This window comes from Streptomyces sp. SID3212 (genome assembly GCF_009865405.1).
Classification (GTDB): domain Bacteria; phylum Actinomycetota; class Actinomycetes; order Streptomycetales; family Streptomycetaceae; genus Streptomyces.
This window is the reverse complement of record NZ_WWJY01001108.1, coordinates 1-11687: the sequence shown is the minus strand read 5'-3', so window position 1 is coordinate 11687 and position 11687 is coordinate 1. Positions and strand designations below refer to the sequence as shown.

Genomic DNA, 11687 nt, shown 5'->3' with positions numbered 1-11687 from the left:
CCGCCGTGACGGTCAGACCGGCGCGCAGCAGCGCGCGGCGCGGAGAGGTAGGGGCTGCGTGACGTGCCATGGGGATTCCTGCCTGGCCGAGTGGTGTACGTAGTCGGAATGACACGTAGCGTAGTTGACCGGCCCTCTCCGACACCAACAATTCATCCCGAACCCTCCCCGGGGATCCCCTCCGGCGGTCCGTACGCCAGACTGGTGTCCCGTGAGCCCCCAACCGCACCCGACCCGGGTCGTGCTGCTGGCCGGCCCCTCCGGCTCCGGCAAGTCCTCCCTCGCCGCCCGTACGGGCCTGCCCGTGCTGCGCCTCGACGACTTCTACAAGGAGGGCGTCGACCCGACGCTCCCCCTGGTCCCCGGCAGTTCGGACATCGACTGGGACTCGCCCCTGTCCTGGGACGCGGACGCCGCTGTCGCGTCGATCGTGGAGCTGTGCCGTACGGGCCGTACGACCGTCCCCGTCTACTCGATCGCGACCAGCTCACGCGAGGACACGGAGGCGTTCGACCTCGGGCACGCGCCGGTGTTCGTCGCGGAGGGCATCTTCGCCGCCGACATCGTCGCCCGCTGCGGCGAGCTGGGCCTGCTGGCGGACGCGCTGTGCCTGCGGGGCCGCCCCTCGACCACGTACCGCCGCCGTCTGGTGCGCGATCTGCGGGAGGGCCGTAAGTCGGTTCCGTTCCTGCTGCGCCGGGGCTGGCGCCTGATGCGCGCGGAACGGGGCATCGTGGCCCGCCAGGCGGCCCTGGGCGCGCACCCGTGCGCGAAGGCGGAGGCGCTGAGCCGTATCGAGGCCGCTGTCACGAGGGGGACGGCGGCCCTCACGGACCCGGCGGCCCTCCCCGCGCCGGTGGTCCTTCCGGCACCGGCGACCGCACCCGCCGGGAGCACGGCCGCCCCCACCGCCGGCGGCCGTTGAGCACGCCCGTACACCCCGTACACCACGCCGTACACACAGAGGTGCGACGAAGCGCGACGAAGCGGCTCGTACAGGACCCCCCGGACCTGTTCGAGCCGCTTCGCCTTTCCCCCCGTGCCTTCCCCCGTGCCCCCGTGCTTCCCCCCACTTCCCGCCGTCTCCCCCGAGACGGCAGGCCCCCCACTGCCCTCAGGCGACCAGTTCGCCGAAGGACTCTTCCTCGTCACGGCCGAAGCTGAGGACCTGGTCCTCGCGCAGCCGGCGGAGCGACCGCCAGATGCTGGACTTCACCGTGCCGACACTGATGTCGAGGATGTCCGCGATCTCGGGATCGGTACGGCCCTCGTAGTAACGCAGCACGAGCATCGTGCGCTGGGTCTCGGGGAGGCGGGAGAGCGCCTGCCAGAGGACCGCGCGCAGTTCCGTGCCGCGCATCGCGTCGGTGTCGCCCGCCGTCTCCGGGAGCTCCTCCGTCGGGTATTCGTTGAGCTTGCGCCTGCGCCAGGCGCTGATGTGCAGGTTGGTCATCGTGCGGCGGAGGTAGCCCCCGACCGCCGCCTTGTCGCTGATCCTGTCCCAGGCGCGGTACGTGGAGAACAGCGCGCTCTGGAGCAGGTCCTCGGCCTCGAACCGGTCGCCGGTCAGGTGGTAGGCGGTGGCGTACAGGGAGGCGCGGCGCTCCTGGACGTAGGCGGTGAACGCGGCTTCCGCGCTCTCCTTCTCGACCAGCGTCATGTAGGACGAGGTCTTGACCTGACGCCCGGCGCCGCGCACGCACCCCCGCCCGTTCACGGCGCCGGACTTCTCGGTGCTCCGCGTGACGTCGTGGAGACGCGTGACAACTGCGCTTGAGGTGGTGCCGTGCAGTGCGTTCATCTCGCGCCCCCCGTCGGTTGGAGTCTGTTCTTTTCCCTGTGCCAATGAGATTGCCGGGGCAGTTTCATGGACCTGTCCGCCGACTGTCACAGGCCTGTCACAGGGGTCGTGGAGCGGTGGGGGAAGCGCGGTGGAAGCAGGGTGAAAGCACCGGTGGAAGCACCGGTCGAAGAGGGCGGGAACAGTGGGAGCGCTCCAACTGTCGAACTCCGGTCCCCCCATGGGACAGAATGGCCTCCGTGCCTTTCCTGCTGCTGATCGAGGACGACGACGCCATCCGCACGGCCCTCGAACTCTCGTTGTCACGCCAGGGCCACCGTGTGGCCACCGCGGCGACGGGAGAGGACGGCCTGAAGCTGCTCCGTGAGCAGCGCCCGGACCTGATCGTGCTGGATGTGATGCTGCCCGGGATCGACGGTTTCGAGGTGTGCCGTCGCATCCGCCGCACCGACCAGCTCCCGATCATCCTGCTGACCGCGCGCAACGACGACATCGACGTGGTCGTCGGGCTGGAGTCCGGCGCGGACGACTACGTGGTGAAGCCGGTGCAGGGGCGGGTGCTGGACGCCCGGATCCGCGCGGTGCTGCGGCGCGGGGAGCGTGAGTCGACCGATTCCGCGTCGTTCGGGTCCCTGGTGATCGACCGCTCCGCGATGACGGTCACGAAGAACGGCGAGGATCTCCAGCTCACGCCGACGGAGCTGCGGCTGCTGCTGGAGCTGAGCCGCCGGCCGGGGCAGGCGCTGTCGCGGCAGCAGCTGCTGCGGCTGGTGTGGGAGCACGACTACCTGGGCGACTCGCGTCTGGTGGACGCGTGTGTGCAGCGGCTGCGGGCGAAGGTCGAGGACGTGCCGTCCTCGCCGACCCTGATCCGTACGGTACGCGGGGTGGGCTACCGGCTGGACGCCCCTTCGTGAGTGGCGTGGCGGTGGGGCGCGGCCCGGACGGCGGTCCGGTGGGTGACGGCGTACGTGACGGCGTCCGTGAGGGCGTGCGGGAGGGCGCGGGCGGCGGTACGGCGGACGACGGCGCGGCGGACGGCCGTCCGCCCGAGAGCCGGGTCGCGCGCGGCAGTGCCGCGAAGAAGGCCGTCATGGCCAGTCTGCGCTGGACCAGCCTGCGGCTGCGGCTCGTGGTCGTCTTCGGGGCGGTGGCGCTGACGGCGGCGGTGTCCGCGTCGGGCATCGCGTACTGGCTCAACCGCGAGGCGGTCCTCACGCGGACGCAGGACGCGGCCCTGACGGACTTCCACCAGGAGATGCAGAACCGCGCGGCCGACCTGCCGCTGCGCCCGCAGCAGAGCGAGCTCCAGAGCACCGCCGAGCAGATGGCGGGCGACAGCCCCGGTTACAGCGTGGTGCTGATCGGCGAGCGCGCCGAGGGGAAGCCGATCGTGGGCGCCTCCGATCCCGACACCTTCACGCTGGACGACGTACCGGCCTCGCTGCGGAACGCGGTGAACCGGCGGCAGGCGGTGACGTCGGGCAACAAGTACCCCTTCCATCTCTTCTGGCAGCGCACGGAGCGCCACGGGACGCCGTATCTGGTGGGCGGTACGCGCGTGATCGGCGGCGGCCCGACCGGCTACCTGTACAAGTCCCTGGACCAGGAGCGGGCCGACCTCAACTCGCTCGCCTGGTCGCTGGGGATCGCCACCGCCCTGGCCCTGGTCGGGTCCGCGCTGCTCGCGCAGGCCGCCGCCACGACCGTACTCAAGCCCGTGCAGCGGCTGGGCGAGGCGGCGCGGCAGCTCGGCGAGGGCAAGTTCGCGACCCGGCTGCGGGTGTCGGGCACGGACGAACTGGCCGAGCTTTCCCGTACGTTCAACAACGCCGCGGAGTCGTTGCAGAAGAAGGTCGCGGACATGAGCGCGCGGGAGGAGTCCAGCCGCCGCTTCGTCGCGGACATGTCGCACGAGCTGCGCACGCCGCTGACGGCGCTGACCGCGGTGGCGGAGGTCCTGGAGGAGGAGGCGGACAGCCTCGACCCGATGATCGCGCCGGCCGTGACGCTGGTGGTGAGCGAGACCCGCAGGCTGAACGTGCTGGTGGAGAACCTGATGGAGGTCACCCGCTTTGACGCGGGTACGGCCCGGCTCGTCCTGGACGACGTGGACGTCGCGGACCAGGTGACGGCGTGCATCGACGCGCGGGCCTGGCTGGACGCGGTGGATCTGGACGCGGAGCGCGGCACGGTGGCGCGGCTGGACCCGCGCCGGCTGGACGTGATCCTGGCGAATCTGATCGGCAACGCGCTCAAGCACGGCGGTTCGCCGGTAGGGGTGGCGGTGCGGACCGAGGCCGACGAACTGGTGATCGAGGTACGGGACCACGGGCCCGGCATTCCCGAGGACGTCCTGCCGCACGTCTTCGACCGGTTCTACAAGGCGAGCGCGTCCCGGCCGCGCTCGGAGGGCAGCGGGCTGGGGCTGTCGATCGCGATGGAGAACGCGCACATCCACGGCGGGGACATCACGGCGGCGAACGTGCCGGACGGCGGTGCGATGTTCGTGCTGCGGCTGCCCCGGGACGGTTCGAGGACCGCGGACGCGGACCGGGACCAGGACCGGGATCGGGGCCGGGACCGAGATGGGGGCCGGGACCGAGATGGGGGCCGCGGTCGGGAAACGGGAGAGGAAGGCGACGTACGGTGACACGCGTGAGCCGTACGCGCCGTACGGGCGCGGTGGTGGCGGGGGTGCTCACGCTGGCGTTCTGCGCCACGGCGTGCGGGATCAGGACCACGTCGGTGCCGGTGGACGCCGGGCCCGCGCCCTCGCGGATGCCGTGCGAGGTGCCGCGCAAGGACGTGATCACACAGGCCTCACCCGGGCTGCCCGTGCGCGTGTACCTGGAGTGCGCGTCCGAGCTGGCGTCGGTGGAGCGTGCCGCGCGGCTGCCGGACGAGAAGACCACGGACACCCGCGTGCGGCTCGCGCAGGTGCTGCTGGACGAACTCCAGGCACGGCCGTCGGCCGCCGAGCGTGAGGCCGGTTTCACCACGGAGGTGCGGGGGCCGCTGGTGGTGTCCCCGGGGCGCTCCGCCGATCCGGCGGGCACGCTGCGGCTGAGCCGCCAGCCGGAGGACCTGCCGGCGGCGGCGCTCGCGCAGATCGTCTGTACGTTCGCGGAGAGCGCGGCGACGGACGGGAAGGTCGTGCTGGCCGGTCCCGGCGACTATCCGGCGCGCGCCTACGTGTGCGGCGAGGAGACGAAGAGCCGGCCGGACTCCTCCGTACCGACCCTGGGTCCGGTCACCGCTTCTCCCTAGGGCGGACGGTCGTCGGATCAGCTCTGGGTGATCCGGGTCTCAACCCGCTGTTCCCGGGTACGGAGCGGAACCGTTCGTCCCGGGCGTGGCGTCTTGGGATGCGTGCGCCAAGGCCCGGACGGCAGTGCCGTCATCCGTATCCGTACGGCGGGGCTCGTTCTCCTCGTCACGCATCTGTTGGTCGTGGCCTGGCTGACGCTCCGCCCGCTCGATGTCATGTGGGTCACCGCGGCGAACCTGCGACCCTTCGCGGGTATCCGGGCGGATCTCGCGCTCGGTCCCGTCGAGGCGTTCCGCCGTATCGCCGAGGGACTGCTCCTGCTGGCCCCGCTCGGGGTGCTGCTGCCGGTTGCGGGCGGCCGGCTGGCCGTCTCCCCCTGGGCCTCCCTGGCCCGTACGGTCGCGGCGGGCGCGCTGATCTCGCTGGCGATCGAGCTGCTCCAGACCGGGGTGCCCGGCCAGGTGGTCGACGTGGACTCCCTGCTGCTGAACACGACGGGGGTGGCCCTCGCGCACCTGGCGGTCGTCCCGGCGACCCGGTCCCGGATGCGCCGCAGGAGGCGCCCCCACACCCCCCGTACCCCCTCGTCACGGGGGGATGACCCGGTCCCCCTCCCGTGGGAGGAGGCGTCTCAGGGGGCGACCCCGACGATTCCCAGGGTCGGCGTGGCCCCGTAGAGCGAGGCGCGGCGCTCTCTCCGGGCGCACCATGGAGAGGAAGGGGAGCTGCGACGGACAGACTCCCGAACGGTCTCGTGAAGGAGCTCATCATGGCCGCATTGGTCCGCCCCCGAGAGGGACGCATGATCGGTGGAGTGTGCGCGGCGCTGGCTCAGCGCTTCGGCACCTCCGCGACCACGATGCGTGTGATCTTCGTGGTCTCGTGCCTGCTGCCGGGCCCCCAGTTCTTGCTGTACCTGGCGCTGTGGGTGTTTCTGCCCGGTGAGAAGCGGGACGCGACCACCGCCTGGTAGACAGCCGCGGAGAGTCCCGAAGGGGCGCACACCCTGATCGACGGGTGTGCGCCCCTTTCGCGTACGGGGACTCCGAGGGGGCGTCGGCCTCCGAGGGCCGCGTCAGCTCCCAGAGGGTTCTGCCTCCCAGAGGGTTCTGCCTCCCAGAGGGTTCTGCCTCCCAGGGGGTTCTGCCTCAGACTGCGGCGCCCTTGACCGGGAGACCGCCGAGGAGACCCGCGGCCGGGCCCGCCTGGAGCGCGCCGACGGCGATCGGGGCCGTCTGCTGGATGGTGCTGAGCGCGCTGCGGCCCGCGAGGAGCGCGCCGTCGACGCCCATGGGGAGCTGCTCGGCGATGTCCTCCGACGGAAGCGTCCGGGAGACGAGGTCCAGCGCGTTGCCCGCGTCGGGCACGGAGGGGGCGGCGGAGGCGCTGCCCGCGGCGGCGGTGGCGGCGAGGGCGGCACCGAGGGCGGCGACACCGAGAGTCTTGACAGCGGACTGCTTCATCTGGGTTTTCGTCCTTGGGGAAGGGGGAATGTGAGCGGCTCTGCAAGGTAGCCAGCGCGCACGTCGCCCGCAAACACCGGAGCGCCACCGGAATTCTGTGTTCCCGGTGGCGCCCCGATCCCCGTACTCCCTGGATCAGACCACGGACTCGCTGGTCACAGCCGTCTGCCGGAACAGCCATTCGGATTTCAACTCGGCATATCCGGGCTTGATCACGTCATTGATCATGGCCAGTCGTTCATCGAAAGGAATGAATGCTGATTTCATCGCATTGACTGTGAACCATTGCATGTCGTCGAGCGCGTAGTCGAACGCCTCGACCAGCAGCTCGAATTCACGGCTCATGCTCGTGCCGCTCATCAGCCGGTTGTCCGTGTTGACCGTCGCACGGAAGTGCAGCTTCCGCAGCAGCCCGATGGGGTGCTCGGCGATCGAGGGGGCCGCGCCCGTCTGGAGGTTGGAGCTGGGGCACAGCTCCAGCGGGATGCGCTTGTCGCGTACGTACGCGGCGAGGCGGCCGAGGGTCACCGCGCCGTCCTCGGCGACGTCGATGTCGTCGATGATCCGCACCCCGTGGCCGAGGCGGTCGGCGCCGCACCACTGGAGGGCCTGCCAGATGGACGGCAGGCCGAAGGCCTCGCCCGCGTGGATCGTGAAGTGGTTGTTCTCGCGCTTCAGGTACTCGAAGGCGTCGAGGTGGCGGGTGGGCGGGAAGCCCGCCTCGGCGCCGGCGATGTCGAAGCCGACGACGCCCGAGTCGCGGTAGCTGTTGGCGAGTTCGGCGATCTCCAGGGCGCGGGCCGCGTGCCGCATGGCGGTGAGCAGGGCGCCGATACGGATGCGGTGGCCGTTCTCGCGGGCGCGCCGCTCGCCTTCCCGGAAGCCCGCGTTGACGGCCTCGACGACCTCTTCGAGGGTGAGACCGCCTTCCAGGTGCTGCTCGGGGGCGTAGCGGACCTCCGCGTACACCACGCCGTCCTCGGCCAGGTCCTCCGCGCACTCGGCGGCGACCCGCACGAGCGCGTCACGGGTCTGCATGACGGCGCAGGTGTGGGCGAAGGTCTCCAGGTAGCGCTCCAGCGAACCCGAGTCGGCGGCCTCGCGGAACCAGAGGCCGAGCTTGTCGGACTCGTGCTCGGGCAGCGACGTGTACCCCGTCTCGCGGGCGAGGTCGATGATCGTGCCGGGGCGCAGTCCGCCGTCCAGATGGTCGTGGAGAAGGACCTTGGGGGCGCGGCGGATCTGGTCGGCTGTGGGCGGACGGAAGGTCTGGCTCGTCATCCCCGCACTCTAGCGCCTACGCGCGTAGATCGCCGGGGGTCGATACGTAACAGTGACCGTGCGGACGGGTGGAGTACACCTGCCCTTCTGAGACTGTTCTGTTATGGGACAGCGGGCAGTTCCCGGGCCGGGGGAGCGCATGGCGAGCGAGGACGGGCAGGGGCGGTCGGGTCGCGGGGAGCCGCACGCGCGGCTGGGGCGGGCCGTGCTGCCGCCGCCCACGGGATCGGCGACGGGCGGGGTGGTGCTGATCCTCCCGGAGGGGGACGCGGTCTCGCTCCGGCGGCCTTCCCTCGTGTCGCACGCGGGGGTGATGTCGCTCGCGCGGTCGCTGGCCAGGTCGGGGGCGGGCGAGGGACTGGTGGTGCACGTCGTGCGGTACGGCCTGCGCGGCTGGAACGGCGTGGACGCGCGGCTCGCGGCGGACGCCCGCTGGGCGGCCGACGAGGTCCTGCGGCGGTACGGCGACGTGCCGGTGTGCCTCGTCGGGCACGGCATGGGCGGCCGGGCGGCGCTGCGGGCCGCCGGTCATCCGGCGGTCAACTCGGTGCTGGCGATGGCGCCCTGGCTGCCCGAGGACGACGTGGCGGGCGAACAGGAGCCGGTACGGCAGCTGGTGGGACGCCAGGTGCTGATCATGCACGGCACGAACGACGCGCGGACCGATCCCGAACTGTCCTACCGGCTGGCCGAGCGCGCCAAGAAGACCAACCGTGACATCTGCCGTTTCGAGGTCCACTCGGACGGCCACGCGCTGCGCCAGCACCACGGCGAAGTCCTGGCCCTGGCCACGGACTTCGTGCTAGGCGCGCTGCTGTCGCGCACCTACTCCCGCCCGGTCGCGGACGCGCTGGCGGCTCCGCCTCCGCTGGGGTTGCGGATGCCGCTGGCCGCGGGGTTCGGGCGGTCTTTACGGCGGTAGGCCTCGGCGCGTCCGGGTGACGGACGGGCGGGGGGGGCGGCCCGGGGCCGTCCGGACTCAGCCCGCTTTCTCCTCGTCCTCCTCGTCGTCGTCCTCCCACTCCCCGGTCTGTTCGTCGTCGTCCTGTTCGTCGTCTTGTTCGTCGTCGTCCTCGAGCTCGTCCTCGGCGGCGTCGTCGTCGGGGGCTTCCTCGTCCTCGTCGCCCTCGGCCTCCTCGTCGGCGATGGCATCCTCGTGCGAGCGGACGACTTCGCCGTCGCGGATCTCGCCCCGCCAGCCCTCGGCCTCCTCGTCGGTGAGGGTCACGTACCGCTGGAAGTGCTTGAAGTCCAGCCGCATCCGGCGCCCCTGCACGCGCCAGAGGTTTCCGGTCTTCTCGAAGAAACCGGCGGGATAATATTCGATGACCAGGACGATCCTGGTCAGTGAAGGCGCCAGTTCGTGGAACGTGACCACGCCGTGGGTGGATCCCTTCGCGCCTTCGGATTCCCAGACGATGCGGTCGTCGGGAATCTGTTCCAGAACGGTCGCCTCGAAACTCCGCGACGACGGTCCTACCTTCACCTTCCACTGGGTGGTCGTCTCGTCGTCCGCCGAGACGCTTCGTACACCCTTGGTGAATCCCGAGAACTTCTCGTAATTCGTCCAGTGGTCGTAGGCGGTCCTGATCGGGACACCCACGTCGAGCGACTCGATGACGCTGGTGACTTTGGTGTCGCCGGCCTTGCCGCCGCTCCCACCGCCACCGCCGGTCACTTTGTCGACCACGTTGTCCTTCACGTCCTTCGCCTTGCTCGAAATCAGCGTCTTCACAGGCGACTCACCGAGGCCGACGAGCGTCCCGATCGAGGGGAGCTTTCCGTCGTTCTCCGCGATCTCCGTCAATTGACCCGTGATACCCGTGAGTTTGTCCCCGGCCTTCTCGGCGAGATGTCCCACCTGGGCGCCGACAAAACTCGTGATCTCGCCCCGCATCTTCTCCACGGCGGCGGTGCCCATACGGGCTATCGCTTGCTCGGTCTTGGCCATGGCTGTTCACCTCCGGCGATCGGCGCGCGGTGACGTCTTCTTGGCCGCCTTCCCCGACGGCTGATCACTCTTCCTCCCCGCCTTTCCGGCCGGGGTCCCCTTCTTGGCCGCCGTCTTCTTCGCGGGAGCCGACTTCTTCGCGGGGGCGCGGCGCGCGGGCTGCCGCTTCTTCGGCGCGGGCCGCTCCGGGCGCTGGGACCGGGTGCGACGGCGCTGGGGCTCCTCGGCCGCCTCCTCGTCGTCCTCCTCCTCGTCCGGCTCCTCGTCCGGCTCCTCGTCGTCCGGCTCCTCCTCGTCGGTCTCCTCGTCGGTGGCCTCTTCCGGCTCCTCCTCGTCGGAGTCCTCCGGCTCCCCCTCCTCGTACTCGTCCTCGTACTCCTCTTCGTCGCCCTCCTGCTCCTCGTCCTTGCCGCCCTTGCCGCCGAAGCTGGGGCCGTGCCCGCCGAGGGCGCCGGAGAGGGATCCCATGCCCCTGCTCGCCACGGACGTGAGTGCCTTACGGGCCGCCTGGGCGCCTTCCGTACGCACCTGCTCCTGGAGTTCCGCGACCTGGGGGACCTCACCGAGGCGGCTCACTCCCCCGGAGATCAACTGCCGCGGTGAAACGCCCATTCGCTTGCCGGTGAGATACGTGGCGGCCGTCAGGGCGAGCCGCCCTTTCTTGGTACGGCCGAGCACATAGCCACCCACGATTGCCGCGCCCAGCGCGAATTTGCTGTTCTCCGCCATGGAGTACGCCACCTTCCAATGCCTCGAGTACGCCCGGCTCTTGACGTTCGGCGCCCGAATGGGCCCGCCCGCGTCCACACCGGCATCCCCCGTGGAACTCCTTCCAGTGTGCGTGGCATGCACGGTCGACGCCATTCCGCCGATTGACGAGCGGAGTGCGACCACTTCTCACACAGAGCGACAGTCTCCGGACGGGCACGGATCGTGCGACCATGGCCGGGAGGGGAAAACGGGCCAGATCCGAGGATGTGCTGCGGGCATGGGGAAAGACGCGGAATACGCCGAAGAACCGTCCGACGAGACGTACGACAATGCCGAACCGGACGCCCTGGAAGCCGAATCCGACGACGCCGACGCGTATGTGGACGACGGCGACGAGGAAATAGCGGGCGAGGTGGCCGAAGAGGGGGAGGCGATGGGCGACGAGGAACCCGACGTCTATCTCGACGTGCCGGTGCTGCACGTCGACGAGATCAATCTCCAGGTCGAGGATCTCAGGGCGCGTGTGTCACTCCAGGCCGAAGTCCTCGATCTGCTCAAGCTGAATGTCGGGGCGGACGTCGAACTGGGCCGGGTGGAACTGGACATCAAGGGCGTGGAGGCGCAGGCCCAGCTCAAGGTCCGGCTGCACCACGTCGCCCTGATCCTCCAGCGCGTGCTGACCACGATCGACCGGAACCCGCAGATCCTGGAGCAGATCACCCGGGGTGTGGGGTCGGCGGTCCAGGAAGTCGGGACCGGCACGCGGCAGGCGGTCGGGGAACTCGGACGCGGGGCCGGAGGCGCGGTGGAACACGTCGGCCGGGGAGCGGGCGAAGCCGTCGAAGAGGTGGGCCAGGGCGCGGGCGGCGCGGTGGAAGGCGTCGGGCGCGGGGCGGGGAGAGCAGTGGAGCATGTGGGCCGCGGGGCGGGTGAGGCGGTCGAGGAGGTCGGCGAAGGAGCCGGAGGAGCCGTCCAGGACGTCGGCCGGGGTGCGGGAGAAACGGTTCAGGGCGCCGGGGAAACGGTCCGGGGCGCCGGGGAAACGGTCCGGGACGTGGGTGAAGGCGCCGGTGGAGCGGTTCAGGAAGCGGGCCGGGGCGCCGGCGAAGCGGTGGGCGAGGCCGGCCGGGGCGCCGGGAAGGTGGCCGCGGGTGCCGGGAAGGCGGCCGGGGACGTCGGCGCAGGCGCCGGAGAGGCGGCCGGGGACGT

Annotated in this window: 13 protein-coding genes; 8 read left to right on the top strand and 5 right to left on the bottom strand. The window is 71.0% G+C overall.

Annotated elements, in window-relative coordinates; translation table 11 throughout:
- Positions 1–211 precede the first annotated feature (211 nt).
- On the top strand, positions 212–925 hold the full coding sequence (locus GT042_RS32970) for a hypothetical protein (RefSeq protein WP_345944012.1): 714 nt from the start codon (positions 212–214) through the stop codon (positions 923–925).
- 189 nt (positions 926–1114) lie between these two features.
- Here the strand turns inward: GT042_RS32970 and GT042_RS32965 are convergent, their stop codons facing one another.
- Positions 1115–1801, bottom strand: coding sequence for a SigE family RNA polymerase sigma factor (locus GT042_RS32965; protein ID WP_161312357.1), 687 nt, complete (start codon positions 1799–1801; stop codon positions 1115–1117).
- A 239-nt stretch (positions 1802–2040) separates the two neighbouring features.
- Here GT042_RS32965 and afsQ1 point away from each other — a divergent pair, with 239 nt between their 5' ends.
- The 5 genes from afsQ1 to GT042_RS32940 all read left to right on the top strand — a co-directional run bounded on the left by afsQ1 (position 2041) and on the right by GT042_RS32940 (position 6045).
- On the top strand, positions 2041–2718 hold the full coding sequence (gene afsQ1, locus GT042_RS32960) for a two-component system response regulator AfsQ1 (RefSeq protein ID WP_161312356.1): 678 nt from the start codon (positions 2041–2043) through the stop codon (positions 2716–2718).
- 176 nt (positions 2719–2894) lie between these two features.
- Positions 2895–4454: a HAMP domain-containing sensor histidine kinase gene (locus GT042_RS32955; protein ID WP_161312358.1), complete on the top strand. Its 1560-nt coding sequence runs from the start codon at positions 2895–2897 to the stop codon at positions 4452–4454.
- Between the two features lie 5 nt (positions 4455–4459).
- A complete protein-coding gene (locus tag GT042_RS32950) occupies positions 4460–5071 on the top strand; it encodes a hypothetical protein (RefSeq protein ID WP_345944011.1) in 612 nt (203 codons plus the stop codon).
- Between the two features lie 102 nt (positions 5072–5173).
- A complete protein-coding gene (locus tag GT042_RS32945; protein ID WP_161312355.1) occupies positions 5174–5749 on the top strand; it encodes a VanZ family protein in 576 nt (191 codons plus the stop codon).
- Between the two features lie 92 nt (positions 5750–5841).
- A complete protein-coding gene (locus tag GT042_RS32940; RefSeq protein ID WP_161312354.1) occupies positions 5842–6045 on the top strand; it encodes a PspC domain-containing protein in 204 nt (67 codons plus the stop codon).
- Between the two features lie 175 nt (positions 6046–6220).
- Here the strand turns inward: GT042_RS32940 and GT042_RS32935 are convergent, their stop codons facing one another.
- A complete protein-coding gene (locus GT042_RS32935; RefSeq protein WP_161312353.1) occupies positions 6221–6535 on the bottom strand; it encodes an ATP-binding protein in 315 nt (104 codons plus the stop codon).
- 135 nt (positions 6536–6670) lie between these two features.
- Positions 6671–7816 carry an adenosine deaminase gene (locus tag GT042_RS32930; protein WP_161312352.1) on the bottom strand — a complete coding sequence of 382 codons (1146 nt, stop codon included), beginning with the start codon at positions 7814–7816 and terminating at the stop codon, positions 6671–6673.
- A gap of 139 nt (positions 7817–7955) precedes the next feature.
- On the opposite strand from GT042_RS32930, the gene GT042_RS32925 reads away from it, so the two are divergent.
- Positions 7956–8738 carry an alpha/beta fold hydrolase gene (locus GT042_RS32925; protein WP_161312351.1) on the top strand — a complete coding sequence of 261 codons (783 nt, stop codon included), beginning with the start codon at positions 7956–7958 and terminating at the stop codon, positions 8736–8738.
- Between the two features lie 57 nt (positions 8739–8795).
- On the opposite strand, the gene GT042_RS32920 is transcribed toward GT042_RS32925, so the two are convergent.
- Positions 8796–9767, bottom strand: coding sequence for an SRPBCC family protein (locus GT042_RS32920; RefSeq protein WP_161312350.1), 972 nt, complete (start codon positions 9765–9767; stop codon positions 8796–8798).
- 6 nt (positions 9768–9773) lie between these two features.
- Positions 9774–10496, bottom strand: coding sequence for a histone protein (locus tag GT042_RS39990; protein WP_272925791.1), 723 nt, complete (start codon positions 10494–10496; stop codon positions 9774–9776).
- A gap of 259 nt (positions 10497–10755) precedes the next feature.
- Between GT042_RS39990 and GT042_RS38455 the strand changes: the two genes are divergently transcribed.
- A partial coding sequence (locus GT042_RS38455) for a hypothetical protein (protein WP_202534415.1) occupies positions 10756–11687 on the top strand: 932 nt, incomplete at its 3' end.

Excerpts from the sequence above, each read along its gene's own strand:
- GT042_RS32965 (WP_161312357.1), bottom strand. The coding sequence starts at position 1,801 with ATGAACGCACTGCACGGCACCACCTCAAGCGCAGTTGTCACGCGTCTC.
- GT042_RS32955 (WP_161312358.1), top strand. The coding sequence starts at position 2,895 with ATGGCCAGTCTGCGCTGGACCAGCCTGCGGCTGCGGCTCGTGGTCGTC.
- GT042_RS32940 (WP_161312354.1), top strand. The coding sequence starts at position 5,842 with ATGGCCGCATTGGTCCGCCCCCGAGAGGGACGCATGATCGGTGGAGTG.
- GT042_RS32935 (WP_161312353.1), bottom strand. The coding sequence starts at position 6,535 with ATGAAGCAGTCCGCTGTCAAGACTCTCGGTGTCGCCGCCCTCGGTGCC.
- GT042_RS32930 (WP_161312352.1), bottom strand. The coding sequence starts at position 7,816 with ATGACGAGCCAGACCTTCCGTCCGCCCACAGCCGACCAGATCCGCCGC.
- GT042_RS32925 (WP_161312351.1), top strand. The coding sequence starts at position 7,956 with ATGGCGAGCGAGGACGGGCAGGGGCGGTCGGGTCGCGGGGAGCCGCAC.
- GT042_RS32920 (WP_161312350.1), bottom strand. The coding sequence starts at position 9,767 with ATGGCCAAGACCGAGCAAGCGATAGCCCGTATGGGCACCGCCGCCGTG.
- GT042_RS39990 (WP_272925791.1), bottom strand. The coding sequence starts at position 10,496 with ATGGCGGAGAACAGCAAATTCGCGCTGGGCGCGGCAATCGTGGGTGGC.